This is a genomic window from Marinobacter sp. LQ44 (assembly GCF_001447155.2).
Taxonomy (GTDB): Bacteria; Pseudomonadota; Gammaproteobacteria; order Pseudomonadales; family Oleiphilaceae; genus Marinobacter.
In genome coordinates this window covers 3,463,856-3,490,212 of record NZ_CP014754.1, presented here as the reverse complement: position 1 = coordinate 3,490,212, position 26,357 = coordinate 3,463,856, and the positions used below count along the sequence as shown (strand labels likewise).

General features: G+C 56.2%; 24 protein-coding genes, 1 tRNA gene and 3 pseudogenes. 10 read left to right on the top strand and 18 right to left on the bottom strand.

Going from position 1 to position 26,357, the window contains the following annotated elements; all coding sequences use genetic code 11:
• Window positions 1-15: 15 nt before the first annotated feature.
• From alr to rnr, 8 genes are all read right to left on the bottom strand, one after another.
• Window positions 16-1,089, bottom strand: a complete 1,074-nt coding sequence (alr, locus tag ASQ50_RS16040) for an alanine racemase (RefSeq protein WP_058092234.1) — start codon at window positions 1,087-1,089, stop codon at window positions 16-18.
• On the bottom strand, window positions 1,089-2,495 hold the full coding sequence (gene dnaB, locus ASQ50_RS16035) for a replicative DNA helicase (RefSeq protein WP_058092235.1): 1,407 nt from the start codon (window positions 2,493-2,495) through the stop codon (window positions 1,089-1,091). Before dnaB ends, alr begins: the two co-directional genes overlap by 1 nt.
• A gap of 147 nt (window positions 2,496-2,642) precedes the next feature.
• A complete protein-coding gene (gene rplI / locus ASQ50_RS16030; protein ID WP_058092236.1) occupies window positions 2,643-3,089 on the bottom strand; it encodes a 50S ribosomal protein L9 in 447 nt (148 codons plus the stop codon).
• Window positions 3,090-3,109: 20 nt separating this feature from the next.
• Window positions 3,110-3,976: a hypothetical protein gene (locus ASQ50_RS16025; RefSeq protein ID WP_058092237.1), complete on the bottom strand. Its 867-nt coding sequence runs from the start codon at window positions 3,974-3,976 to the stop codon at window positions 3,110-3,112.
• Between the two features lie 25 nt (window positions 3,977-4,001).
• Complete coding sequence (gene rpsR, locus ASQ50_RS16020) at window positions 4,002-4,232, bottom strand: 30S ribosomal protein S18 (protein WP_008937282.1); 231 nt, start codon at window positions 4,230-4,232, stop codon at window positions 4,002-4,004.
• 24 nt (window positions 4,233-4,256) lie between these two features.
• Window positions 4,257-4,670, bottom strand: coding sequence for a 30S ribosomal protein S6 (gene rpsF, locus ASQ50_RS16015; RefSeq protein ID WP_058092238.1), 414 nt, complete (start codon window positions 4,668-4,670; stop codon window positions 4,257-4,259).
• Between the two features lie 243 nt (window positions 4,671-4,913).
• Entirely contained in the window at window positions 4,914-5,651 is a 738-nt protein-coding gene (gene rlmB / locus ASQ50_RS16010; RefSeq protein WP_058092239.1) for a 23S rRNA (guanosine(2251)-2'-O)-methyltransferase RlmB, read from the bottom strand.
• 25 nt (window positions 5,652-5,676) lie between these two features.
• A complete protein-coding gene (gene rnr / locus ASQ50_RS16005) occupies window positions 5,677-8,136 on the bottom strand; it encodes a ribonuclease R (protein WP_058092240.1) in 2,460 nt (819 codons plus the stop codon).
• A gap of 251 nt (window positions 8,137-8,387) precedes the next feature.
• Here rnr and ASQ50_RS16000 point away from each other — a divergent pair.
• Both ASQ50_RS16000 and ASQ50_RS15995 read left to right on the top strand, forming a co-directional pair.
• A tRNA-Leu gene (locus ASQ50_RS16000) sits at window positions 8,388-8,474 on the top strand.
• Between the two features lie 277 nt (window positions 8,475-8,751).
• Window positions 8,752-8,949 (top strand): hypothetical protein, encoded by a 198-nt coding sequence (locus ASQ50_RS15995; RefSeq protein WP_058092241.1) that lies wholly within the window; start codon window positions 8,752-8,754, stop codon window positions 8,947-8,949.
• Here the strand turns inward: ASQ50_RS15995 and ASQ50_RS15990 are convergent.
• Both ASQ50_RS15990 and ASQ50_RS21845 read right to left on the bottom strand, forming a co-directional pair.
• Complete coding sequence (locus ASQ50_RS15990; RefSeq protein ID WP_058092242.1) at window positions 8,946-9,935, bottom strand: L-threonylcarbamoyladenylate synthase; 990 nt, start codon at window positions 9,933-9,935, stop codon at window positions 8,946-8,948. The genes ASQ50_RS15995 and ASQ50_RS15990 overlap by 4 nt on opposite strands.
• A 6-nt stretch (window positions 9,936-9,941) precedes the next feature.
• Entirely contained in the window at window positions 9,942-10,541 is a 600-nt protein-coding gene (locus ASQ50_RS21845) for a DUF6671 family protein (RefSeq protein WP_412535743.1), read from the bottom strand.
• Between ASQ50_RS21845 and ASQ50_RS20865 the strand changes: the two genes are divergently transcribed.
• Entirely contained in the window at window positions 10,458-10,676 is a 219-nt protein-coding gene (locus tag ASQ50_RS20865; protein WP_058092244.1) for a hypothetical protein, read from the top strand. The two genes, ASQ50_RS21845 and ASQ50_RS20865, sit on opposite strands and share 84 nt — an antisense overlap.
• An 86-nt stretch (window positions 10,677-10,762) precedes the next feature.
• Here ASQ50_RS20865 and cysD read toward each other — a convergent pair whose 3' ends face one another.
• Genes cysD through ASQ50_RS21255 form a run of 4 tightly spaced genes read right to left on the bottom strand, consistent with a single transcriptional unit; the run spans window position 10,763 to window position 15,970 of the window.
• Window positions 10,763-11,677: a sulfate adenylyltransferase subunit CysD gene (gene cysD, locus ASQ50_RS15975; protein WP_227510255.1), complete on the bottom strand. Its 915-nt coding sequence runs from the start codon at window positions 11,675-11,677 to the stop codon at window positions 10,763-10,765.
• A gap of 19 nt (window positions 11,678-11,696) precedes the next feature.
• A complete protein-coding gene (locus tag ASQ50_RS15970) occupies window positions 11,697-14,054 on the bottom strand; it encodes a YbcC family protein (protein WP_058092245.1) in 2,358 nt (785 codons plus the stop codon).
• Window positions 14,054-15,628, bottom strand: coding sequence for an NADH-quinone oxidoreductase subunit L (locus tag ASQ50_RS15965; protein WP_058092246.1), 1,575 nt, complete (start codon window positions 15,626-15,628; stop codon window positions 14,054-14,056). Before ASQ50_RS15965 ends, ASQ50_RS15970 begins: the two co-directional genes overlap by 1 nt.
• A 15-nt stretch (window positions 15,629-15,643) precedes the next feature.
• On the bottom strand, window positions 15,644-15,970 hold the full coding sequence (locus ASQ50_RS21255) for a hypothetical protein (RefSeq protein WP_197492801.1): 327 nt from the start codon (window positions 15,968-15,970) through the stop codon (window positions 15,644-15,646).
• On the opposite strand from ASQ50_RS21255, the pseudogene ASQ50_RS21100 reads away from it, so the two are divergent.
• The 6 genes and pseudogenes from ASQ50_RS21100 to ASQ50_RS21840 all read left to right on the top strand — a co-directional run.
• A pseudogene (locus tag ASQ50_RS21100) lies at window positions 15,908-16,658 on the top strand (IS256 family transposase); the annotation flags it as partial. The gene ASQ50_RS21255 and the pseudogene ASQ50_RS21100 overlap by 63 nt on opposite strands.
• 91 nt (window positions 16,659-16,749) lie before the next feature.
• Window positions 16,750-17,163, top strand: a complete 414-nt coding sequence (locus ASQ50_RS15950; protein WP_058092248.1) for a hypothetical protein — start codon at window positions 16,750-16,752, stop codon at window positions 17,161-17,163.
• A gap of 85 nt (window positions 17,164-17,248) precedes the next feature.
• A pseudogene (locus ASQ50_RS21525) lies at window positions 17,249-17,943 on the top strand (IS3 family transposase); the annotation flags it as partial.
• A gap of 668 nt (window positions 17,944-18,611) precedes the next feature.
• A complete protein-coding gene (gene ltrA, locus ASQ50_RS15935; RefSeq protein WP_058092251.1) occupies window positions 18,612-20,135 on the top strand; it encodes a group II intron reverse transcriptase/maturase in 1,524 nt (507 codons plus the stop codon).
• Window positions 20,136-20,215: 80 nt separating this feature from the next.
• Window positions 20,216-20,692: pseudogene (locus ASQ50_RS15930) on the top strand (IS3 family transposase); the annotation flags it as partial.
• A gap of 12 nt (window positions 20,693-20,704) precedes the next feature.
• Window positions 20,705-21,028: a 2Fe-2S iron-sulfur cluster-binding protein gene (locus tag ASQ50_RS21840; RefSeq protein WP_082888554.1), complete on the top strand. Its 324-nt coding sequence runs from the start codon at window positions 20,705-20,707 to the stop codon at window positions 21,026-21,028.
• A gap of 36 nt (window positions 21,029-21,064) precedes the next feature.
• Here the strand turns inward: ASQ50_RS21840 and ASQ50_RS21835 are convergent, their stop codons facing one another.
• Together ASQ50_RS21835 and ASQ50_RS15925 are read right to left on the bottom strand one after the other, a co-directional pair.
• On the bottom strand, window positions 21,065-21,226 hold the full coding sequence (locus ASQ50_RS21835) for an IS3 family transposase (RefSeq protein ID WP_076657232.1): 162 nt from the start codon (window positions 21,224-21,226) through the stop codon (window positions 21,065-21,067).
• 350 nt (window positions 21,227-21,576) lie between these two features.
• A complete protein-coding gene (locus ASQ50_RS15925) occupies window positions 21,577-22,599 on the bottom strand; it encodes a Fe(3+) ABC transporter substrate-binding protein (RefSeq protein WP_058092253.1) in 1,023 nt (340 codons plus the stop codon).
• Window positions 22,600-22,793: 194 nt separating this feature from the next.
• Here ASQ50_RS15925 and ASQ50_RS15920 point away from each other — a divergent pair, with 194 nt between their 5' ends.
• Window positions 22,794-23,921 carry an ABC transporter ATP-binding protein gene (locus ASQ50_RS15920; protein WP_058092254.1) on the top strand — a complete coding sequence of 376 codons (1,128 nt, stop codon included), beginning with the start codon at window positions 22,794-22,796 and terminating at the stop codon, window positions 23,919-23,921.
• Here ASQ50_RS15920 and ASQ50_RS15915 read toward each other — a convergent pair.
• Both ASQ50_RS15915 and ASQ50_RS21830 read right to left on the bottom strand, forming a co-directional pair.
• Entirely contained in the window at window positions 23,918-25,519 is a 1,602-nt protein-coding gene (locus ASQ50_RS15915; RefSeq protein WP_227513192.1) for an ABC transporter permease, read from the bottom strand. The genes ASQ50_RS15920 and ASQ50_RS15915 overlap by 4 nt on opposite strands.
• A 414-nt stretch (window positions 25,520-25,933) precedes the next feature.
• Window positions 25,934-26,137: a glutathione S-transferase N-terminal domain-containing protein gene (locus ASQ50_RS21830; RefSeq protein ID WP_227513368.1), complete on the bottom strand. Its 204-nt coding sequence runs from the start codon at window positions 26,135-26,137 to the stop codon at window positions 25,934-25,936.
• Between the last annotated feature and the right edge of the window lie 220 nt (window positions 26,138-26,357).

Here is a 26,357-nt window from a genome sequence, read left to right as displayed (position 1 = left end):
CTGTGGGTCTGCCTTTTACTCGCAGACCCTGGGCACTCTGGCGGTGACCCCGGTCAGCAGCTCGTAGCCTATGGTACCGGCACAGCTTGCGACTTCGTCGACGCTGACCGTCGTACCCCACAGCTCCACGGGATCACCCTCACGGGCCTCTGGCGCACCGGTCAGATCGACTGCCAGCATATCCATGGATACCCGGCCCAACAGGCGAATGCGCTTGCCACGAATGGCTGCCGGCGTTCCGGTACCGGCATGGCGAGGATAACCATCACCATACCCGATGGCCACCATACCCATTCGGGTATCCTCCTGAGCCACCCAACCTGCACCGTAACCCACAGATTCTCCGGCGCGAACAACACGCGTGCTGATCAATGGCGCCTCAAGAGTCATCACTGGCTGCAGCCCCAGCTCCGGGCCGGTCTTGCCGATCATGGGCGAGGCCCCGTACAGCATGATACCGGGCCGACTCCAATCATAGAGCGGCTGGCCCGGCCGAAAATGGGCCGCAGAATTGCCCACACTGCGCATTAACGCTGGCCAGGCCGCCGTGGCGTCCTCAAACAAACGGGTTTGATGATCGGTCATATCGCTGGTGAGGTCATCAGCACAGGCGAAATGGGTAACAAACCCCAGCAATGGCCCCCTAGTCGCTGACGGCCCCAAGGCGGCAACCACGGAATCCAGTTCTTCCGGGCGGAACCCCAAACGGTTCATGCCGGAGTTCACCTTCAGCCAGAACCGGGGTTGCGGGCCCGCAGCCAGCCATTCGAGTTGCCCGTGGCAATGCATTACGGGCTCGAAACCATGCTGTACGCAATCACGCAAGTCATCAGGGGCATGCACGCCCTGCAGCAACACGACAGGCTGCCCGAGGCCGGCGCTCCGGATTGCCAGCGCTTCCTCAATACAGGCCACGGCAAATTTTTCGACCTCACCGGCCAGAGCCCGGGCAACGTTAACAATCCCGTGGCCATAGCCATCGGCCTTGACCACAGCCATAGCGCGGGCGCCACCGGCCCTGGCCTGAGCCAACCGATAATTATGCCTTAGAGCATCCAGGTCAACGCGGGCAACGGTACTGCGTGGCATTAATAATCACCACCGTAATCGCTGTAATCGCCGTGGGCCAGATCTTCAAACTTGGTGTATTTACCGATGAACGCCAGGCGAATAGTGCCGATAGGACCATTCCGCTGCTTACCAATAATAATTTCCGCGATGCCCTTATCCTGGGTGTCTTCGTTGTAGACCTCATCCCGATATACGAACATGATAACGTCGGCATCCTGCTCGATCGCACCGGATTCCCGCAGATCCGAGTTCACCGGCCGCTTGTTGGGCCGCTGCTCCAGGCTACGGTTAAGCTGTGACAGCGCCACCACCGGGCAGCTCAGCTCCTTGGCGATACCCTTCAGGGATCGCGATATTTCCGAAATCTCTGCCGTCCTGCCCTCGGTATTGCCAGGCACCCGCATCAACTGCAGGTAGTCGACCATGATCAGGCCGATTTTGCCGCCATTCTCCCTGGCAATCCGCCGCGCCCGTGACCGCATTTCCGTCGGGCTCAGGCCCGGCGTATCGTCAATATAGAGGGGTTTGTCCTTGAGCAGGCTCACCGCGGAGGTCAGCCGAGGCCAGTCGTCTTCCTCCAGCTTACCGCTCCGGACTTTGGTCTGGTCTATCCGCCCCAGGGAAGACAACATACGCATGGCCAGAGCATCTGCCGGCATCTCCATACTGAACACCAGTATCGGCGTGCCGGTACTGATTAGAGCGTTCTCGACAATGTTCATGGCGAAGGTGGTCTTACCCATGGAGGGCCGGCCTGCAACGATAATCAGGTCCGCTGGCTGCATACCGGAGGTCTGGTCATCCAGATCACGGAAGCCTGTGGTCAAACCCGTGGTCTGTTCACCGGATTCAAACAGCTCTTCAATACGGCTCAGGGTTGTCGCCAGAATAGGATTGATCGCCTTGGGGCCAGAGCCTTCCTTCGACCGGGATTCAGCGATCTGGAATACGCTGCGCTCGGCCTCGTCCAGAATCTCGCTGCTCTTTCGCCCCTGGGGATTGAACGCAGAGTCGGAAATCTGGCCAGAGACCTCCACCAGTTTCCGAAGCACCGAACGCTCACGGACAATCTCGGCATAGGCACGGATATTTGCCGCACCCGGCGTTTTCTCTGCAAGCTCGGCCAGATACGACAAGCCACCGGCATCTTCAATGTCACCGGCACGCTCCAGAAACTCGGCCAGGGTAACCACATCCAGGGGTTCACTTTCACTGGCGAGGCGCTCCACGGCACCAAAAATCAACCGGTGGTCCTGGCGGTAAAAGTCAGCAGCAGAAATGATCTCGGAGACTTCATCAAAACGCCGGTTATCCAGCATCAAACCACCGAGCACCGCCTGCTCCGCTTCAACAGAATGGGGCGGAACCTTGATACGGCTGGTTTCCGGATCAATGGATGCAGGTTTCAGAGTGGGATTGGCCATAAACACCAGACAACGTTGAATTGAATAACAGGAAACAAGAATACCAGAAAGCAACAGGCCCGAAACCGTTTCCGGCTCGGGCCCGTCTCAGAATGCTCAAGCCGTTGGCTTCAACACTCCATGCTTACATCAATCAACGATGACCGATTACTCGGCAACAACCGCCAGCTTGATGGTTACTTCTACGTCTGAGTGCAGCTGCAGTTCGATCTCGAACTCGCCAGTGGTCCGGATAGGACCTTCCGGCAGACGAACTTCGCTCTTCTCGACTTCCGTGCCACCGGCAGAAACCACGTCTGCGATGTCACGAACACCGATAGAACCAAACAGCTTGCCTTCGTCACCAGCCTTGGAGGTAATGGTGAAGGATGCACCTTCCAAAGCTTCGGCACGGGCCTGGGCAGCAGCCAGCTTCTCAGCAGCGGCTTTTTCCAGCTCAGCGCGACGCTCTTCGAACGCCTGTACGTTTGCGGCCGTGGCAGGAACAGCTTTGCCGTACGGCAGCAGGAAATTACGACCGTAACCGGCCTTAACCTTTACCTTGTCACCCAGGGAGCCAAGGTTTGCTACTTTCTCGAGCAGAATAACTTCCATCTCGTTAACCTCTTCGTGCTTTATTCAGCTGGCCCGGCGGGTTGTATACGCCCCCGGATATCCAGCCAGCTATCCACAAAAGCCAGAACCAACAACAGCAACATCAGACTCGGACCCAGCAATACCAGCGCCAGATAAAACATGGCCAGCCAGTTACCGCTCAACTGCTTACGACCAACAACACCGTGAACCAACCCCAGCGCAGCGATGAACAGCGGCGTACCCGCTGCCCAGGCCAACAGCATGGAATTGAGCCCCAACACCGGGCCAATCACCATGGTGAGTGCACAAACCACCGCAATGGCCGGCGACAACCTCAGGGCATGGAATTCCTTGCGGAATCCGCCGGGGTTATAGAGCCCCGCCTGCCAGGCCCTCGCCAGCATGGTCATACCAACCGCTGTCGCGAAGTAAGTGCCCGCCATACTGGCGTTCATGGTGTCCCGGATGATCAGCTCAAGATCGCTGCCCAATGACCGGGCCACTTCGGCGTTGTACTGCTCGTAAAAGCTGACACCGGTCTGAACCAGATCGTTCAGCAGTGCCGGATACATGACGGGCAACATCAGCCCGCTCAGTATTGCCAGAAAAGCACCCGACAACAGTGCTTTCTCCCAGGCCAGAGTTGTTCGCAGGATGGATGCCATCAGCATCACCTGCAGCAGCACCACCAGTGACGTTGGATCCTGGCCGTAAACGGCCCAACCCAACGCCGGCATTAATGCCCAGAGGCCGATATTCAACCCCTGCCGGATGCCCAGTCTGAGAATGACCAGGCCGATAACCGCTGCGCCAATCCAGAACAACAGGGGCACTGCAGTGGTAACTGCTGCAACCCCGCCAGCCTGCAGGGGACCGCGCATTACATATTGTGCCAGTGCACGCATGGTCCCGGGTCCTGTCTATCTGTGCTTAGTGGTCGTGGCTGTCCGTATACGGCAGCAGTGCCAGGTAGCGGGCACGCTTGATAGCGGTAGCCAGCTGACGCTGATAACGTGCTTTGGTGCCGGTGATACGGCTGGGCACGATTTTGCCGGTTTCAGTGATGTAGCCTTTCAGGGTGTCCAGATCTTTGTAATCGATCTCTTTCACACCTTCTGCCGTGAAGCGGCAGAACTTACGACGTCTGAAAAAACGAGCCATAACGTAACTCCTAACTCCGGTTGATTACTCTTCTTCGTCCTGGGATGCGCTCTGACGATCTTCAGAGTCAGCTGAACGACGCGGACGATCGTCTCCGCCGGAACGACGGTCCTCACGGGACTCGGCAGCTTTCATCGGAGACATGTCGGTAACAGCCTCATCGCGACGCAGAATCAGGTCACGGATGATGGCATCGTTGAACCGGAAGTTATGAGTCAGCTCGTCCATAGCGGCCTGTGAACATTCAACGTTCATCAGCACGTAGTGAGCCTTGTGGATCTTGTTGATCGGGTAAGCCAGGTGACGACGGCCCCAATCTTCCAGGCGATGTACCTTGCCGCCATCTTCAGTGATGACGCTGGTATAACGCTCGATCATTGCGGGCACCTGCTCGCTCTGATCCGGATGTACCATAAAAACGATTTCGTAGTGACGCATGAGTTCTCCCTACGGTTTAAACAGCTTTCTTCTGCGGCGGGCGCGGTTAAGCCCCGATCCCGAGCATGAAAGCAAGGAGGTGACAGCAAAGCTGCCGGCTTCTTTTTGCTTTTATCAACAAGACCTTAAACGCAAAGGCCCGATCAAAAGCCAGGTTCGGCCTGCCTGCATTCAGGCAATACAAAACCACCCCTTGGAAAAGGGGCCACGTATTCTAGGCGTATGAGCGGTGTTGTGCAAGACTTAACCGAGCCGCTGGCGCAGGGCTTCATACAGGCAAACTCCGGTCGCCACCGACACGTTCAGGCTATCGACATGCCCCAGCATGGGAATGTTGATCAACTGGTCGCAGTGTTCCCGGGTTAAACGGCGCATACCCTTACCCTCGGCGCCCATCACCAGGGCCACCGGCCCCTTGAAGTCTGCCTGATACAGGTTTGCACTCGCCTCTCCGGCCGTACCAATCAGCCAAACGCCGAGTTCCTTGAGCTCGCGCAGAAAGCGAGCCAGGTTGGTCACCCGAACAAACGGCACGGTCTCCGCCGCACCACAGGCAACTTTCCGGGCCACCGGAGTCAGCGAAGCGGATTTGTCCTTGGGCACAATCACCGCCTGTACTCCCACGGCATCTGCCGTACGCATACAGGCACCGAGGTTGTGCGGGTCGGTCACCCCGTCCAGAACCAGCAGGAATGGTGGCTTGCCACTGGCGGCCAGCTGGGCCAGCAAGTCCGCTTCGGTCCACTCACGGCTTTCCGCCACGGCGGCAACAATACCCTGGTGAACACCGGCGACCCGCTCATCCAGCTCACGACGATGCACCACCTTCCAACGCACACCCAGACTATCCAGGGTGTCGGTAACCGATTTAACCCGCTTATCCTGCCGCCCGGTCTGAATCCAGACTTGCTGCAGGCGCTCCGGTTCCCGTTTGAGAACGGCATCGACGGCATGCCAGCCAAATACATATTCCTGTGACACTGACGCTTATTTCCTGTGCAACGGTTTACTTTCGGGGCTTACGGGCTTTACCGCCGGCAGAGGGCTTACCCCTGCCCCCTTTTCGGGACGCCGCCCTGGCCGCCTCGGCTGCCAGCTTCTCCTTGGCACTCTCGGGCTTGGCAGATTTACCGCGCTTTCCACCCTTTCCGCCCTTTCCGGCACGATCACCTTTACCGCGGGTCTCGCGCTTGGACATGTCCAGGGCGTCACGATCTGCTGTCCGCTTTCTGGGCGTGCTGACCAGTTCCAGATCGATCTTGCGATCTTCCAGGCCTACCCGAACAACCCTGACGCGAACCTCATCCCCTAACCGGAAGCTCACCGCGGTGCGCTCACCGATCAGGCGGTGCTTGGCGGAATCGTGGTGAAAGTAATCGCCACTGAGAGTGGACACGTGCACCAGTCCCTCAATATAGATATCCGACAGTTCGACGAAGAAACCGAAGGGTGTGACGGCCGCAATCACACCATCGTGCTCCTCGCCCACGTGATCCCGCAGGAACTCGCACTTGAGCCAGGCCATCACGTCACGGGTGGCATCGTCGGCACGGCGCTCAGTCATCGAACAATGCTCACCCAGCTGCTCCATACGAGCATAGTCGTAGGGATACACGGCCAGCTCAGGATCGTGGATTTTCGGCGACACCACGTCTTTCTGAACGTCCGGATTGTGAATCCGGGACTTGATGGCCCGATGAACGATCAGGTCCGGATACCGGCGAATGGGCGAGGTAAAGTGGGTATAGCTGGGAAAGCCCAGACCAAAATGGCCGGCTTCTTCCGGGCTGTATACCGCCTGGCTGAGGGAACGCAGCATCACCATCTGGATCACATTGGCATCCGGACGGTCGGCAACCTGGGCCAGCAACTGCTGGTAATCCCCGGAAGTTGGTTTGTCACCACCCCCTAACTGCAATCCGAGCTCACCCAGGAACAAGCGCAGGTTGTTCAGGCGCTCCTCGGAGGGCCCATCATGCACCCGGTAGAGCGCCGGCACCTGATGCTTTTTCAACAGCCGGGCCGCAGCCACGTTCGCGCAGAGCATGCACTCCTCTACGATCTTGTGGGCATCATTGCGATGCACCGGCACGATTTCCTCAATCTTGCGCTCGGCATCAAAAACGATTTTGGTCTCGGTGGTCTCAAAATCAATCGCACCACGCTCAGTCCGGGCACGGCGTAGCAGCTTATAAAGCTCGTAAAGGTTATGCAGGTGCGGCAGCAAATCGGCGTAATGGGCCGACAACTTGTAGCCCTGCTCCGAGTCCGGGTGCTCCAGCATGGCACTGACCTTGTTATAGGTCAGCCGGGCATGGCTGCGCATAACCGCCTGGTAGAAGGTGTAGCCACTGATATTACCGGCTGCGCTGATGGTCATATCCGCCACCATACACAACCGATCGACACCCGGGTTCAGTGAACACAAGCCATTGGAGAGCTTCTCCGGCAGCATGGGCACCACGTGGTCCGGGAAGTACACCGAGTTACCCCGACGAATCGCCTCCTCATCCAGCGGCGAGCCAGGGCGTACATAGTGCGACACATCCGCAATGGCCACGACCAACCGGTAACCGCCACGGGGCCGGGGCTCACAGTAGATGGCGTCATCAAAATCACGGGCGGTTTCATCATCAATGGTGATCAGCCGCATGTTACGGATATCCACCCGGTTCGCCTTGTCTTTCTCGGCAACCTCTTCTGGAATCCCCGCTGCCTGCTCACCCACGGCACTTGGCCAGCTATGGGGAATCTCATAGGAGCGGATGGCCACATCGATTTCCATGCCAGGAGCCATGTGCTCCCCCAGGACCTCGATAATCCGCCCTGTCGGCTGGGTGCGCACGGTGGGCTGGCGCAGAATCTCCACCACCACGTACTGGCCGTGCACAGCCTTACCGGCGTGCTCATCCGGCACCAGAATTTCGTGATTGATGCGGGCATTCTCGGGCACCACAAATGCAATGCCACTTTCCTTGAAGAAGCGACCAACCGTCTGACTGGTGCGATGCTCCAAAACCTCGACAATTACCCCTTCACGGCGACCACGATCATCCACGCGGTCCACCCGGGCAGCCACCCGGTCCCCATGAAACACCTGACGCATCTGGCGCGCGGTGAGGAACAGGTCTGAGCCGCCGTCATCGGGAATCAGGAACCCGAAACCATCTTTGTGCCCCACAACCTTACCGGTGACCAGATCCGCCTCTTCAATGGGCAGGAACGCATCCCGGCGGTTACAGATCAACTGGCCATCACGGCACATGGCAATCAGCCGTCGCCGCAACGCCTCGATACCTTCCTCGGACGTTTGCCCCAGTTCCTGGCACAACGTCTCATGAGTAGCCGGCGCACCGCGTTCTTTCAGGTGCTTGAGAATAAACTCCCGGCTCTGGATGGGGTTTTCATACTTCTGGGCCTCACGTTCAGCGTGAGGGTCCCGTCCTTCTTTCTTCCTGGAAACCATTCGGATCCTTGTTATTAGGCCGCTAACACAGCGGCGGAATTCATTATCCCAGCAGTATAACGTCGGTAGGCGGTACCTGCCTAACCGCGGGCTGATTTATAGGCATAAATACGGCAAAAAGATTTTTGAAAAAATATTTGACAGCGTTCGGGGGAATTATTAAAGTACGCGCCATCGGTTGAGGGGCAACGCCTCAACACCGGCAAAACGCTAGGTTTTCAACAAACTAACAGCGATTTTGCAAATCACCTGCCGAGGTGGTGAAATTGGTAGACACGCTAGCTTCAGGTGCTAGTGGGGGCAACCCCGTGGAGGTTCAAGTCCTCTCCTCGGCACCATTACTCTCCCCAAGTGGTGTAGATCAGAAACTTAATCTAGAATCAGTGACTTAAGACTCTATTTTGCACACAGATATTTTGCTGTGGGTATAAGAATAATCGCAGCCCATAGACCGTCGAATAGTGGAAACTACTTTATTCGGAAAAATATACTAGGCACTGTGCTCCATCACTAGGAAACTGCTTTAAAGTTTACGACTTTGGGAGGCCTGTAGTAAAGCCGCCCGAGTATAAAGTGTCTCCGAAATCCAAAACTCGTCGCAATTAAGAAAACAAGATGCCTATTCTGGCTCAGCTGAGGATGGGCCCCATCAATGCAGGTGTCAGCGTCGATCAGCTTTTGGTTGCACTCGATAACCAACGTTTTTCCGGCCATAAGCTAGCTGCGTTGCTTCTGGACCAGTTTTTCATTTTGCAAATAAGTAATGACCTCCGCCCTGAATTCTCTCTCAAAGGTCAGGCTGTGCCGGGTTAAGTGAATTGTTCGCTACAGGCCCGTTTCAGCCGATCATGAATGGCCAGCCAGCGGCTTTCCCGGGGCGGAAGCTCAATCACGATCCGATCGACGTTTGCCTTGTCCATGGAGTGCATGGCGGTGTAGAGCATGCGAGCGTACTCATTTGGATCGGCGCTGAGCATGATGGATTCGGATGCCCGTTCGCCCGGTGGCGACTGCCACCAGATAACACCAATCTTTTCAGCTGCCCGTGCGAGTTCGGGCAGAAGCCCGGCAAACCGATGCGTGGCCACTCCAACGGTAGTTGTGACCGGCTGGTAGTGGCGCTTTACGCTCCCCGGCACTGCCTGGCTGGCAGCTTTGCCTGAGCAGAGCGCGATTCCAAGGCAGGCTTCGATATCGCTCTGGCCGATCTGCCCCGGTCGTGCGATGACTGGGTTTTTGCCGGTCATGTCGACAATGGTGGATTCAATGCCTACCGAACAGTCTCCGCCGTCCAGAACTGCCTCGATTTTTCCGGACAGGCCCGCGAGTACGTGCTCTGCGGTGGTCGGGCTGATCCGGCCATAGGGGTTGGCGGACGGAGCAACCAGATCCCGCCCAAGCTCCTCCATGGTCGCTAGCGTGGCCGGGTGCGCCGGCATTCTTACCGCCACGCCCGGATTGCCGCCGGTAATGAAATCGCTGATGCCGCTTTTCTTTGGCAGTAGCAGCGTTAATGGGCCGGGCCAGAATTCCTTGATCAACTGCATGGCGGTTTCCGGGATATGGTCTACCCAGAGCCGGACCCTGTCCACTGAGGCAACATGCACGATCAGGGGATGTCCGACCGGGCGCTGCTTTGCTTCAAAAACTTTTATGACCGCCTGTTCGTTGCTGGCATCGGCCGCCAGTCCGTACACAGTTTCCGTGGGCACGGCGACAAGGTGGCCGGCGAGGAGCAGGTCAGCTGCTTTCTCAATGTGAGCAGATTTTGTTGCGTCTAACTTGATGGTTGCGGGCATAGGGTCTCAGGGATTACAGGTTGGGCAAAAATCGGGTTCGGTTGTCACGGCCTCCACGGGGCGTGATTCTTTGTAGTCGCATGCTTGGCAGGACCAGACATAAGTTCTGGGTCGGCTTGTAGGTGTATCGCACGCACTGCAGGGCAGTCCTCTTTCAAAATCGGTTATCCAGAAGCCGGGCAGAACACAACTGGGACACAAGCTTTCCATTTTGGCTCGGAGATTTTCTGCAGCAAGGCCAATGTTGGCCATTCTACCTGGAGAATGATGTGCGCGAAGGTCGTATTCGACGAAAACCTGTCCAGACGTCGAGTTGCCTCGAAGCGCTCTGAACCGGGTATTGATTTCATGCTGGTGATGCAGTCCCTTGTGAATGTCCGGGTGCCCTGCATGCTCGGGCCGCATTACCAGCCCCTGACCCGTGGGGCAGCGATCCATAAACCTCTTCAGTTCTTCAACAGAACTTACGGAGGCCTGTTCAAGGCCAAACGGCGCCGCGTGTTCTCCGTAAAGAGTTAGGCCGTGTTTCTGGTCAAACAAGCACACAATCTCCAGATTGATGCAGAAAAGACCACCGCCGAAGGCTCCTTCGCTGCCGAGGCCAATACGATTTTCGCCCTGCTCCGAAGCGATTTTCGCTTTCTCGAGCGCAGTCTCCCGTTGACCGGCGAAACGCTCTATTTCTCGGGTAAAGGTCCCGAGGCGATCGGTGTCGAAGCTGCTGTCGCAGGTTACTGTTAACCCCAGCTGTTCCAGTGGCCGCGCAATGGCGGGTAACTTGCCGTGCCGGGTTAGCAGGATCGCTGAACGGGCGTTCCAGTGCGACATCAAAAATAGCCTTCACGTTTTTTCCGTTCCATGGAGGCTGTTTGATCCTTGTCCAACAGACGACCGTCACGCTCACTTGTCCGCACCGACATCATTTCCAATACAATATCTGAGGCCGTCGTCGCGGTGCTCTCGACGGCACCTGTCTGCGGGTAGCATCCAAGCGTTCGGAATCTGATGGTTCGTGTTTCGAGCGAAGCCTCTTCAGAAGGCGTTAGATGAGGCAGCATTCGGTCGTCATCAAGAGCCAGGATGGTTCCTGTGTCGTCGTCCAACCAGCTCAGGCGTGGGGAAGAATAGTATAGGGGCACTATCTCAACGTTTTCCCGAAGGATATACATCCATATGTCGAGCTCAGTCCAGTTTGAAAGAGGGAAGACTCGAACTGATTCGCCCTTGTTGATCTTGGTGTTGTAGATGGCCCAGGGTTCTGGACGTTGATTCTTTGGGTCCCACTGCTGGGATTCGTCTCTCACGGAGAAGATGCGCTCTTTGGCTCGGGATCTTTCCTCGTCCCGTCGAGCGCCGCCCAGTGCTGCATCGAATCGATAATGGGCAAGCGCTTGCTTCAAAGCCTGAGTTTTCATTTGGTCGTTATATACGACAGAACCGGATCGGATCGGGTGGACGCCAGCATCTAGCGCCTCCCTGTTAATCCATACCCGTAGGTCAAGGTTGAGCTTTTCCACCAAGGCGTCCCGGAACCGCCCCATCTCGGCGAATTCCCAGGTTGTATCTATATGCAGCAGGGTGAACGGCACGTTGCCGGGCCAAAAGGCCTTCCGCGCAAGGTGCAACATGACTGTTGAGTCCTTGCCGATGGAGTAGAACATGCAGGGCTTTTCGAAGCATGCGGCCACTTCCCGCATGATATGAATCGCTTCTGCTTCAAGATGGTCCAGATGGGTCAGCACGTTTTGTCACCCCGCTCCGTCAGCCAACTTTTGCGCCGGTTTCCCACTGATTCCGGTAAAAACGTTCGATCAATGTCTGCTCGTCATCGACCCGGAACAGGTATAGCCACTCATTATCGATCAGGTCCTGCACCACTTTGTGCTTTGTGGCTATCTCGGCAATGGCATCTTTGGGGGCAGCAATGTAAACGCTCAGGCGGAGTGGTTCGTGCATCCAGCGCTGGCCATCGTGTACCGACTGCAGTGGCAGCCCGATCCGCAAGTCGCCGCCGTTGCCCTCGAAAACGCCCAGGTGGCCGCCAACCACGTTATGCAGGACTTTGTTTCCGCTGCCGTAATGAAAGTTATCGGTAACGGACATGAAGTACTGCAGGTTGATCCAGTGGGTGACCACCATGGGCGCGGTCATGATCAGTTCGAGGATTCCGAAGCCCTCGTCTTCGCGCCAACGGTAGTCGTGGAGGAAGCTGCGACCTCCCAGATCCAGGTGTCGTGTGGCTGAGCGGGGCGCCACTATAAAGCTGGCGTTCCCGGCTAGCCCCCATTCTGGGCGAACTTCGGACCAGTCCTGGCTGCGTTTTCTGATGGCGCTGTCGACGTCATTTTCGGTCGCGATTCCAAGACGAACCGCTCGTTCACGGCGTGCCTGGGCACCGGCCCTGGCCAGGAAATGCCGGATGTCGTCGGGAACGTCACCGGCGCACTCTATCTCGTCGGTGGTGGTGTTATGCAGTGCTCCCACGAAACGGGTTTCCGATGGGATGGAAATTCCCTGGTCAGCCAGGGCCGCGCGTACCTCGGCGTCGTTGAGTATGCCGGCGAGCACACGAACATTCACCGAGCCGGTCTGGCCTCCGCAGGCACCGCAGTCCAGGCCCGCGGCATGTGGGTTGTTGCGGGTACTGCTGCCGTGCCCGACCAGCAGTACGGTGGGCGCAAACTCATGAGTCAGGGTCATGGCCCGGAGAATACCGCCCGCCAGCTCTGCTTTCTCTTCAGCTCCCAACAGGGCGCCATTCTGGCGGATCTCGAACTCGGTATGTCCTTTATGGAGCTGGTCGACCGGGTTAGCCGAGGATTTGCCAAAAAAGGTCTTGCGCACCATGCGTCCCAGACCTGCCAGCCCCATGCTCTCGATAAAGCTGAAGCTGGCCGGTCCCGCGTTGGAAAACTGTGACCAGTGGGAATGGTTGGCCAGTGACTGCCGACTGAAGCGTCCAGACGGCTCGGCCTCTGTAACCTCTAGCGCGGGCGCCAGCAAACCCGGTAGTTGGGGCCGGGAAAACCCGGTGCCTTTGGGGCGGTACGAAATCGGTAGCCCGAAGAAACCCGCAAACCCAAGAGTCTGGATCGCGGAGTCCTGGGCTTCCAGCGCACGGCGAAAAACCTCCGAGCGAACATCAATGCAGAAGGCGGCCTGAAGTTTGGGTGGCTGGTCGTTCGTCCATTGCTTTTCAGATTTTGACAGAAGTTTATCGGCCAGCTGTGCCTGGTAGGCCGTCTCGGCTTCTGTAAGTTGGCGCCACCCCATGGTTTGGGATTTTTCATGGATCTCCAGCATTTCGGGCCAGGTGTCCCACTGTTGAAGCCAACCCCGTTTCAGCTCGGCGAAGATGGCGCCGCCAATGTGTTGAACATGCCGCCAGATGGCCAGTTCCCAGGCCAGCCGGATGGCTAACACGCCCGGCAGTAAATCTTCCTCGCTGCCACGCAGTCTTGATTGCCAACGGAGGTAGGCGGCCCAGGATGACCATCCGTTGATATCCAGCAGGAGCGCGTGGGCATAATCCGCCGTGTAGGAAGGCTCTGCCGCGAGGGCGTTGAAGGCGTCTGTGATCAGCTTATCGTGCTGATCGGGCAGGACCTGAAATTGGGAAGGCAATGATGGCTCTTCCATGACGATGGCAATGCCACGGTCTGCCCGGGTCATTTCCAGCCAGCTTTGATACAGATCCTGGGCATCCGCCCTGAAATCTCCCGCATCCAGGCGCTGGAAGTAGTCGCCGCAGAACTGACTGATTTGGTGAATAACCTCGTCCTGCCAGCCCACGTGATGGGCTGTATCGCGGTTGCGATCCAGTTGGGCGCTGAGATTCTGCCAGTGCTCCGGCATGCTGGCAGTTTCGGCCGGGACAGCACCATTGCCCTGGTGTAAAAGCACGGCCTGATTCTGACAGCAGGTGCCGTTGAGTGCCGCCATGCGTGAGGCTACCTTGGTAAACGGCAGATCCCGCATTTCCCAGAACGGGTTAACCGCGATCATCTGATCCAGCGGCCAGGACGGCGCAATCCGATTGCAGGCATCGGTGACGGCTTCCTGCCAATCCGGCGTGTCGGTGTTTGCTTCGGTGGTGGCATTAAGATTGGACGCTAACATTACACGGACTCCCTGGAACCAGAAGTTGAGGACACGCTGACCACGGCCCGGGGCCGCACAACATCGGGCAGTTTCGCCGGCCAGATTTTCAGGGTCAGGCGCGTGGACCACTCATCGAGATAGCCTGCGGCAAACAGGAATCGGTAAAGCCTGGCGCCGGCGGGTGAGAAACGGTGATAGCGAATCTGGTAGTAGCCGCGCACGAGCAGGGCGATCAGGATAGCGACGAAACCCACGGCTACCAGTCCTGCCTGGCTATCCGGTGGCGTCAGCATCAGACTGAAGAAGGTTTTCTGAAGCCAGTACAGAGCCCAGAAAACGGCACCAAGAATCAAGCCTCTGCCAAGGGTGAAAACGCCACCGCCCGCAGCCAAGAATTCTGAAAGCAAAATCGTCAACGCGATGCCAGGCACGACCCATGAAAAAAGATCTGCCGGTCTTGCCTCGTTGGCCAGGAAGATGGTCGGCAGCATGAACAGGGCCGAAAAACAAACAGCGGTCAGCCACTGCCCAGGGCCGGGCTGGTTGATTTCAACCAGACGTTTTTTCATCGACAGCTCGACTGTGTTGCCCGCGTTAAGGAAGGTGTGTGCCTTGTAGGCGGAATGGGCCACGAGGTGCAGGAGCGCCAGCTCGTAAAGGCCTAGAGCGCACTCAACCAGCATCCAGCCCATTTGGGCGCAGGTTGACCAGGCCAGCCTCACCTTGATGGAGATGCGCGTCATCATGACGAGGCTGGCAAACACAGCAGTAGGTCCCGCCACCAACAATAAAAGCCATTGGGCAGCGCTTGCCTGGACAATCAGCGGCGCCATCAGAATCATCAGGAAGCCGCCAAGGTTAACAACGCCAGCGTGAAGCAGCGCAGACACCGGGGTGGGTGATTCCACCACCTGGATCAGCCAGCCGTGGAAAGGCATCTGGGCGCATTTAAAGAGGGCAGCCGCTGCCATCAGGATCGCAGCAATTTGCGCTGCGGCGGGCAGTTCTGATGAAGTGGATACCTGGGCCAGGATCCGATCAATAAATGGTGTGTCGTACTGGACATAAAGCAGGAGGAACGCCAGTGCCAGGCAGAACTCCGCAATTCGCGCAAAGATGAATTTTTTGTGCGCGGCCAGGGCGGCGCGCGGGCGATCAGGAAAGAACATCAACAACTGGTGCAGGCTTACGCTGATGATAATCCAGCTGACGAGGAACACCAACAAATGATTCGTTATGGCGATCATGGCCACGCTGGCGAGGATCACTTGAAGCCAGATCATGAAACGGCGCTGGCCGGGATCCCCCGCAAGATACCTCTCCGAGAAGCGTCCCAATACCATTCCCAGCAAAGTGATCAGCAACAACATGATTGAGGTCAGAGGCGCGTGACTTAACCAGACGCCATCGACCGGCCACCACCATCTTCCGATTGCGGCGGCTACAGCACACACGAAGGCAAGCTTGAAGGTGAACGATTGTGCGAGCAGGTTGCTGTTGTTGGTTACCAATCCGGTAGCGACTGCTCCGGCGCCGAAAAGTAACGGTACTAATAGTGAGAACAAGGATTCGATCGCCTGAACATCGAACATTAGAGGACCTCAGGTTCAGAAGTATTTCCTACGCATAGTATCCGATGCTTTTTCTGTGAAAAATATATATATCTCATTAAATTGTTCTATATTAAAGAACGGACTGATTGTGTCGTGTGCTACATCGACCGCCAAATTGTCCGATTTGTTGCAAGCATCGTAACCGTTCTCTATTTCTGGAGCCTGTAAACCCAATTGTGCAACTGCCCACATCTGAGTAATCTTTTCAAACGGAACCCCGTTAGTTCGCTGATCGATCAAGAAAAACTCAGAATCATTGAAGGCCGTGGCACCGGCAACAGCTGTAACGGCTATTGTGCCAAGCGCCTGAAGGGCCAACATGGCGAAGTACCGATCCAGGCTCCTCGTGACCGGGACGGTTCCTTCGAGCCCCAGTTCGTCCGTAAAGGTCAGTCCCGCGTGACCCAGATGGATGACAAGATACTGGCCTTTTACGCCAGAGCCTGAGCACCCGAGATATCGTAGACGCCGTCAAGGGGATTTACGGCGCGGACATCTCAGCAAAGTTCGTCTCCAAGGCAACTGAGCGCGTGATCGATCAAGTTCGCGAGTGGCAGAATCGCCCTGTCGATCCGGTTTACCTTATTGTTTATCTGAACTGCATCGTTCTAGAAATTCGTCAGGACAAGAGGACGATCAGCAAGTATCTATACCTGGCTGGGCATTAACATGTAGGGCCACAAGGAGCTGTTGGGCCTGTGGCTTGCCAAGACCGAAGGCGCGAAATTCTATCGGTGCTCACCAAGTTGAAGAACGTGGTCTGGGGGACATCATGATCGGCTGTATCGACGGCCTGAAGGGCTTCCCGGATGCCAGTTTGGCGGAATACCCGCAAACTAAAGCTCAGCTCTGCATCGTGCACAGATTTCCTAAATTGTAGCGATATGTATTCTGGAAGGACTAAAAGGCCGTCACGGCGGCTCTGGAGCAAATCCACAAATCAACCTCCGAGCAGAAAGCTCGCACGGTAATGGATGACTTTGCTGAACACGGGGATGGCCAGTATCCGTGAATCGCCAGGTAAAGCCTGCACTCAATCGCTTTATTAGGGGCAGTTTTTTACAGACTGTATTTCGTTTGCTTTATCGTGAGGTTAGAACATGAGCCGTTGGATTGGTCTCGCATTCCTGGCTGCTGGGGCTGTCAACATTATTGGAATGCTGGTGATTTCGCGTGGTTTCACTAATGACGTCTTAGCAATTAGCGCCCCCCATGCATTCTCGACTTTTGGACAGGCAATGATTGTGGTTTGGGGCATGGCGTACATCTCTGTCGCTCGGTCATGGAAAGACGTGCCATGGCTTTGCTTCGTATTCTTCATCGAGAAGATGTTCTATGTCAGTGCCTGGCTCATCTGGTGGGGCAATTCCGCTGACCAATTCTCTTCCATTCTAGAACAGGATCGCATGACCGCGATCTTTATTGCGGTTTACGGCGCAAACGACTTAGCCTTTGGTTTACTGTTTCTCTGCGCTTTCGTCTTTGCCAAGCGTTCTAGCGCATCTCCCCAGTAAGAAAAAGGGCTAGAGCTCTGTAGTGGTTCAATGATTCCGGACACCAACGTAGGTGGTAAAATCGCCACCATAAACGAGGTGTCTGATGACCAGAAAGCGACGTTCTTTTTCTCCTGAGTTCAAACAGGAAGCAGTCAGCCTGGTGCTGGATCAAGGTTACACGATTCCGCAGGCCAGTGTGTCCCTGGGAGTCGGTGAAAGTGCCGTTCGGCGTTGGGTTCAACAACTCACGGAGGAGCGTAAAGGTGTCACCCCGAAGGGTAAGGCCTTAACCCCGGAGCAGCGCCGAATTCAAGAGCTGGAAGCCCGCTGCAATCGCCTGGAGCGAGAGAAGGAAATATTAAAAAAGGCTACAGCTCTCTTGATGTCGGACGAGATGAATCGTACGCGCTGATAGACCGGTTGGGAGGGCAGGAGTCAATTGAACTGGTCTGTGAAGCGTTTGAAATCAGCCGTTCTAGCTATTACGAGTACCGTCAACGGCGGAACCGTGTGGATGTGGAGCGCTTGGCCCTGAAGGCTCAGGTGAACCGCCTGTTTACCAAGAGCCGCAGTTCTGCCGGCAGCCGCACAATCAAAGGCTTGCTCCGCGAGGAAGGCGTTGTCGTCGGTCGCTTCAAAGTTCGACGACTGATGAGCGAGCTGGGGCTGATCTGTAAACAGCCAGGCCCTCATGCCTACAAACAGGCCACCGTTGAGCGACCGGATATCCCGAATCATCTGGATCGTGAGTTTACGGTAGAGCAACCCGACCAGGTCTGGTGTGGCGACATCACCTACAGTGTGCCCGGAGTTCAGGGCGAGCATGGAAGCTCAAATGGACCACGAGTCTATCTGGAATATTGAACCGGTAATTCAGGAGGAAGTAACCAATCAATCCCGCCCACTGTGAGGGTGGTGAGCCTGAGCGGCAGTGACCTGCGGTATGCCCGCAGGGTGATGTAACCCGCTGACAACGGGGATTGAGGCGAGGTCACTAAGCCAAGATGATCCTCAAGGCTGAGTGCTGAAAGGCTGAAAGGCTGAAGAACATGAACCCATTCATCCGCCTCTGTGGGTTGAAATGTCACCACGGCTTACGTGACCTGATAAGCCGTACGGGAAGGCTGGGCAGCATGACATATAGGCGCTGCCGAACGAAGAAGCCTGAACTAGTAGCTAGGGCTTTGGCACAGCAGTATCCATCACAGAACGGACTGCTGCTTCCTGTCAACTTGCGGCAAGCAAGGGTAAAGAGTGCGATGGGCAGTCTCCTCAGCATGTTGAAGTCCAGGTAGGTAAACCGGGGAAGGTCAATATCGGATGCCAAGGGGGCATGACCCCGAAGCCGAATTGACTGGCGGAGCTCCCGTAGTAGTCCGCGATGGGGAAAGCCCATTACATGGCGAAGGGGAGCAGTTTAGATGTGTTTGCCAAGCAAACTACCTGACCAAACAAGGTGAAGACCTTTGATAATCAGCGAAATGCAACGCAAGCTAGCGACTTGGACAGCATCCGACCCCACCCGCCGGGTGGACAGGTTGCTGCGCCTGATAGCACAGCCTGACTGGCTCGCAGAAGCTGCTCGGATCACTCTGTCTTCCAAAGGTGCAAACACGCCGGGGGTAGATGGAGAGACCAAGCTGACTGTGCAGGCCAGACTGCCGGCCATTCTGAAACAAATCAGGAACGATTTACTCTCTGATGCTTATCAGCCGTTACCGGCTCGAAGGGTTTATATCCCTAAGGCCAACGGCAAGCAACGGCCACTGGGTATCCCCACCCTGCGCGACCGCATCGTTCAACGGGCCATGTTAATGGCGATGGAGCCCATGTGGGAAAGCGACTTCCATGCGCTCTCCTACGGGTTCCGACCGGAACGGAGCGTTCATCACGCGATCCGTACAGTGAAACTTCAACTGACGGATAACACGGAAACGCGCGGACGCTGGGTCATCGAAGGGGATCTGTCCAGCTACTTTGATACCGTGCATCATCGGCTTCTGATGAAAGCTGTACGCCGCAGAATCAAGGATCGAAGGTTCCTGAATCTTCTTTGGCGATTTATCAAAGCCGGTCACATTGATGTAGGTCTTTTCCGGGCAGCAAGTGAAGGCGTACCTCAGGGCGGCGTCATATCGCCGCTGCTGTCGAATATCATGCTGCATGAATTCGATCAGTACCTGAATAGGCGCTACCTCGGCAAAAAGGCCCGGAAGGATCGATGGTACTGGAACCACAGTATCCAGATCGGCCGAAGCACAGCCATCCGAGAGGACTGGCAATGGAAGCCAGCCGTCGCCTACTGCCGCTATGCCGATGACTTTGTGGTTATCGTCAAGGGCACCAAAGCCCAGGCAGAGGCGATTAGAGAAGAATGCCGGGAGATGCTGGAAGGAACTCTCAAGCTGAAACTTAACATGGATAAAACCAAGATTACCCATGTGAACGACGGCTTCGTGTTCTTGGGGCATCGCATCATCCGCAAGCGAAGCCGTTATGGCGATATGCGGGTGGTGGCGACGATCCCCCGGCATAAGGCACGTAACTTTGCAGCATCTTTAACCGCCAAGCTGTCAGGCAATTATAGTGAAAGCAAAATCGACATGGTCGAATCCATCAACCGAAAGCTGAAAGGCTGGGCGTCGTTCTATCAGTTCGTCGATTACAAAGCGAAAGTCCTCAGCTACATCGATGGTGTCGTGTTCTGGAAACTGGCCCATTGGCTGGGCCGCAAATATCGCTCCCGGCTCAAACCGCTGATGCGTCATTGGTTCAAAGCCCCGGCTTCAGGTCAAAGTAAGACTTGGGTGCTGTATGGCAGAACCAATCAGGGGCTGTTCAGTGGAGCCATTCTGTACCGACTCGTCGGTCACGGGAAAAAGCGATTCCGTTGGCGTCTTCCGGAGGGTAATCCCTACCTGAGGACAGAACCCAGAAACACTTGGACCTCGCGCTTTCCTGAGGTCGCTATGGCACTTTCCAGCGTTTAAACGGAGAGCCGGATGCGCTGAAAGGTGCACGTCCGGTTCGGAGAGGAGAGGCAGGGAAATAGTCCGACTACGCCCTGCCTCTTACTCTACTCTGGAGCGGCCAACGATGGAGTTATCTGGCGGTGGTGCTGGATCTATACGCTCGCCGGGTTGTTGGCTGGGCCATGTCGTCCAGTCCGGATGCGGACCTGGTTGTAAAAGCTCTGGATCACGCCTGGGAACAGCGTGGTCGTCCAGAGAAAGTCATGTTCCACTCGGATCAGGGAAGTCAGTACGCCAGTCGAAAGTTGCGTCAGAGGCTCTGGCGCTATCGAATGACACAAAGCATGAGCCGGCGCGGCAACTGCTGGGACAATGCACCGATGGAAAGGCTATTCCGGAGCCTGAAATCGGAATGGATACCGGCCCTGGGTTACCGAAATCTGCCTGATGCTCAAAAGGATGTTGGGAGCTACTTGATGGACTACTACAACCGGCAGCGGCCTCACGTATTCAACGGTGGCATTTCGCCCGTTGCGGCTGAGGAAAACCTTAAAATACTGTCCGGGATTAGTTGACCACTACAGGGCATCAGCGCAGAGCAGCTTCAATTCGAGAGCTTCGGTGCCACTGTCTCGACCGATGATGGCGATCAGACTCCTTACCGTATCAAATTTACCAAAAGCCGTAGGACCCTGAGCTGGGATCCAGGCCAGGACAGCCTGCTCAGCTTTACCGAGGCGGAAGGAATCAATGTCGCTTCCGGCTGCCGTTTCGGCGTATGTCAGGCCTGTGAAGCTACCCTGCTCTCAGGAGAAGTAAAGTATTCAGAAGGGATTCAGCCTCCTGGAGGAAAAAACAGGGTGCTTTTGTGCTCGACAAGGCCGAGGTCAGATCTGGAGATCGACTTATAGGCTTCGAGAGGCTCTACATCGCTTCCACCGACGGTTTTAAAACGGTGGGAACCAGCCCTGAATGCCGTTTTTAGCCCTCAGCCGCGCAATGCGGTTCAGGCTGGTTGAAGCTTCCTCGGCAGCCAGGTCATCATGCGCACGGTGTGAGCCGATCATGCCTCCGCTGTCGTCATGGATCTCCCTGACGCGTGACAGCAAGCGCTGATTCGCCTTGGCCCGAGCAAGCTCAGGGCGAGATACCTCAGCCTAACAACCAATGCCTGATGCCTTCAGACGTCGGCACATGAGACGCATATGGAACTGATAGCGGCGACATTGAGTCGCCTGGCACGCCGGGACGACTCCTTTGCGGAGAGCACTGTGTTTTCGCACAAAAAAACACGCCCACCTGGCAAGGTGTGCCTTTTCTTGGAAATGTCGACAGCAACCGGGTATGACCCAACTGCAGGTAAAGACAGCAAAAGCAAGCGGACGCCCAAGTGGCGCTCGCTTGCTTTGATACAACAATTCTTCTCGAATAATAACTGTTCAACGCAGCTCCGCTGCAATCAACGCCAGCCTACCCGGTCAAAGATCTTAACCGCTTCCGGATTGTTGGTGCCCAGTACGCTGACATTGATGTCATCAATGTTCAGGTTACCCCAGGAATCCAGTACCGGGTTCTTCAGAACGCCCTCTACTGCCGGGTACTCGTGGTTGCTCTCGGCAAAGATCTGCTGGGCCGTATCGGAAGCCAGGAACTCGAGGAACCGCACCGCGTTGTCTTTGTTGGGCGCAGTGGCTACCACACCGGCACCACCGATGTTGGCGTGCACGCCACGGCCATCCTGGTTCGGGAAGATAATGCCGACTTCACGGGCCACTTCACGATCAGCCACATCGTCGGAGTTCAGCAGGCGGGCATAGTAGTAGTGGTTGCCAACGGCCAGGTTGCATTCACCGGCGGCTACGGCGCGAATCTGGTCGGTATCGCCACCCTGGGGATCACGAGCCATGTTGTCCACAACGCCCTGGGCCCACTCCTGTGCCCCTTCTTCACCATGGTGCTCGACCAGGCTGGCCAGCAGAGACTGGTTGTAGATGTTGCTGGATGAACGGATGCAGATTTCGCCCTTGAACTCGGGCTTCGCCAGATCTTCGTACTGGCTGATCTGGGCCGGATCGAAATCAGAGCGATCGTAGTAGATCACACGCAGGCGCTGACTGAAACCAAACCAGTGGCCTTCAGGGTGACGCAGGGTATCCGGCAGTCGGCTGTTCAGGGTTTCAGAATTGACCGGCTGGAAAATGCCTTCCTGGTCGGCACGCCAGAGGTTGCCCGCATCGACTGTGATCAGGATATCCGCCGGGCTGGCGACGCCCTCGCGCTTGATCCGCTGGATCAGTGCATCCGACTTGCCTTCGATCAGGTTAACCTTGATGCCGGTTTCCTCAGTGAAAGCATTGTAAATGGCCTGGTCGGAATCATAGTGGCGTGCGGAGTACAGATTCACTTCACTCGCAGATACACTGGTTGCCGCCAGGGTGGTTGCCAGTACAGAAGCTGCCAATTTCGCTTTATGAGATACCACGGGATCAATCTCCTTGGTTGTTGAGCGTTATTAAGGGTGATAACGATTTGTATTTACCGCAATTAGACCCAACTTCTTTGTGGAAGTCAATAAATGGGAATCAGTCGCTTTTACGTATTCAATACACAATTAGATGCAAGAAGATTACAATCTCATTTTCACCACAGTTTGTACCGGAAGGTTGGATTGGCAACATGAGCATTTACCAGCAAAGCCCCACCTACAACGACCAACTTGAAAACGGTCTGTCGGGCCCGTCACTCATGCTTGACCGGGTGCATTGCCAGTTTCATGGCGATAGCGTTGTCAGAGACATCAACCTCCACCTGGAGGCGGGCGAGGTGGTGTGTCTGCTCGGGCCATCGGGTTGTGGTAAAACGACCCTTTTACGGATCGCAGCAGGGCTTCAGGTACCTTCCAGTGGCAAGGTGTTTCTGGGGCGGTCGCTGGTCTCGGCCCCCGGTGGCGTCCAGGTGCCACCTGAGAAACGCAACGTGGGCCTGGCCTTCCAGGAATCTGCACTTTTCCCGCACCTGACTGTGCTTGAAAACGTCTGCTTTGGCATCAGCACTCTGCCCAAGAAGCAGAAACAATCCAGGGCGCTGGATCTGTTGGAACGCCTGGGCATGGCGGGTGCCGCCAATGTTTACCCACATACACTGTCGGGTGGTCAACAGCAGAGGGTCGCCCTGGCCAGAGCTCTTGCGCCGTCTCCGAGGGTGATGCTACTGGATGAGCCTTTTTCCAGCCTCGATGCCCGCCTGCGCGATCAGATCCGCGACGACACCTTGCATGTGCTCAAGGAACTGAACACGGCAACCCTTCTGGTTACCCATGATCCCGAGGAAGCCATGTTCATGGCCGATCGAATCGCTCTGATGCGTGATGGCGAGATCGTGCAAACTGGCTCGCCCACGGAACTCTACTGCAACCCGGCCGAGCCCTTCGTGGTCAATTTCTTCGGTCAGGTGAATGAACACGTCGGGATTGTGCATGACGGCCAGGTAGCGACGCCTCTGGGCCGACTGGACGCGTCAGGATTCGACGAAGGCGCCAATGTCAGAATTCTGATTCGACCTGAGGCGGTCAAAGTGACGCCCCTGGAGGGGAAGGTCGCTGATGATCGCACCAGCCATGTCATTATGTCCCGCCTACTGGGGCCCACCAGCCTGTTGCATATTTGCGCCCATGGACCAGACGGTCAGGAGATGCACCTGCACGCCAAAGTGCCGGGTGTGTTTCTGCCAGAAGAAGGTCAGGCAGTCTCCCTTGAGCTGGATATGTCCCAGGTTTTCCTGTTTGAGGCAGAAACCTGGCGTTAACCCCGGTCATTGCCCGGACGGGATCGGCGCATCGCCAGGCTGAGAATCACTACAGGAATGATGCCCACGGCAACAATGGTCAGGGAGGACATGGCGGATTCTGCCAGCCGCTCGTCAGAGGCCAGACTGTAGGCACGCACCGCCAGCGTATCAAAGTTGAACGGCCTGAGAATGATGGTGGCCGGCAGTTCCTTCATCACATCCACGAACACCAGAATACCTGCTGCCAGCAGACTGCTGCGCATGATGGGCGTGTGCACCTTGCGCAGAGTCCCACCCGCTGTTTGGCCCAGCGTGCGGGCCGCTGCGTCCATGGACGGCGTCACTTTCCCGAGACTGGCCTCGACGGTGTTGAACGACACCGCCAGGAAACGCACGGTATAGGCATAGATTAGGACAAATGCACTGCCACTGAGCACCAACCCCACCATAAAGCCAAAGCTGTCCCTCAGAAAAAGGTTCAACTGCTGGTCTGCCCAGGCCAGGGGGATCATGATGCCAACCGCAACAACCGACCCCGGGATGGCATAGCCCATGGCTGCAATCCGATTGGCGCCCCTGACCCAGGAACTGGGATTCAGGCGTGCGCCATAGCTCAGCATAACTGCAAGACCAACGGCCACTAGCGCCGCGCTCGACGCCAGGATGAAGCTGTTGAACGCGAACTCCAGGAAGCGGGTACCGAAAAGGGCATCGCCGGTGGTCATGGCCATTTCCAGGAGGATCAGCGCTGGCACAATGAACCCGATCAGAATGGGCAGGAAGCAGACCAGAAAGGCCAGGGCGGCCTGTCGGGATTTGAGCGAATACTCCGGCAGAGCCTGGTAGCGCGCCGAGGTATGGTATTGCTTGCCTCCGCGGGAAACCCTTTCAAGAACCACAACTAATACCACGAACACCAGCAGACAGGCCGCCAGCTGCGCAGCCGCCACCGGCTCACCCAGACCAAACCAGGTACGATAGATGCCGGTCGTGAAGGTATCCACACCAAAGAACTGGACCGCCCCGAACTCGTTCAGCGTTTCCATCAGTACCAGTGTGACCCCGCCGATAATGGCGGGACGCGACAGCGGCAGGGCAATGCGCTTGAACATGCGCCAGGGGCCAAGGCCCAGAGTGCGACCGACATCGAGTGCGCTTACCGACTGCTCCATGAAAGAGGCCCGGGCAAGCAGGTAGACATAGGGATAGAGCACCATGGTGATCAGCAGGGACGCGCCACCCAACGATCGAATATCCGGAAAATAGTAGTCGCCAAACTCCCAGCCAAACCAGTCACGCAGGGTACTCTGTAATGGCCCGGCGAACTGCAGGAAATCGGTGTAGGCGTAAGCTATGACGTAGGTCGGTACAGCAAGGGGTAGTAAAAGTGCCCACTCGAACAGGCGCCTCCCGGGAAAACGGCACATCACCACCAGCCAGGCACAGGCGGTGCCGATTAGGGTGGTGCCAATAGCCACCGACAGGCTCAGAATCACAGTGTTGCTCAGATAGCTTCCGAGCACGGTGCTGACCAGGTGCCGCCAGACCTCACCGGACGGGAAAAACACGTGGGCCAGTATGACCAGCACTGGCAGGGCCACCAGCAATGCAATCAAAAAGGTACTAAGTGTCCAAGCGTTGAAACGGCGCGCGTGATGATCGGCAGCGTCGGCCCCGATACCGGAGCCTGCCAAACCGCTTGTTTTTAATGTCGTATAATCAGCCATAAAGCCTATTAAGTGCAGGTAAGTTTCCGGAGGATAAGGAACGCATTGACGTTATGATAAATGACCACGGGAAAATCACGAACCTGACAATGCTATACCGATGCTCGTGTAACTATATCCTACAGTCGGTGCATGCTTAACTGGAGTCTAGACTTACGCCAGTCCACCAGAACATCTTTGCCAATCATCAGACTTACCCGGAACGAAATCCAACCGCTGGCTCATCCCGGCGTGGCTATCGGGGCCGCTGTGTAATAGAAGCGAGAAGCTCAAAAAGAGATTACTAGTATTCGCTATAGGCTCTTAACCAATCGCCAATGCTTTGTCGAGCCGCCCCAGAACCAAATTATTATCGTCAGCCAGATAGGGAACCTGGATCTTGCCACTAAGCTTACTGAGTTCGTCCCGATACCCTGGCTGTCCCTCTGGGCAAGCTCTATTCAGCACATTTAGATCCAATCCTTTCACCACTTCACGAACCGCACGACAGTATTGACAACCCTTCACGTAATACGGCGCCAGCCACTGTTCAGACTGAGCTGCTCGAGTTATCGCAGATGTCCAGCTCCATCCACGAGTGTTAGAGAACGAGGTTGAGTATGAAGCTATACCAATCAGCACAGTGCCCTTTTAACTTGTCTGTACTCTGTGCTTTTGATGCAATAATGCATCACATTGGTGGACAACTCATGCATGGAGCTTCCCACGATTTTAGCGCCTACAGCAA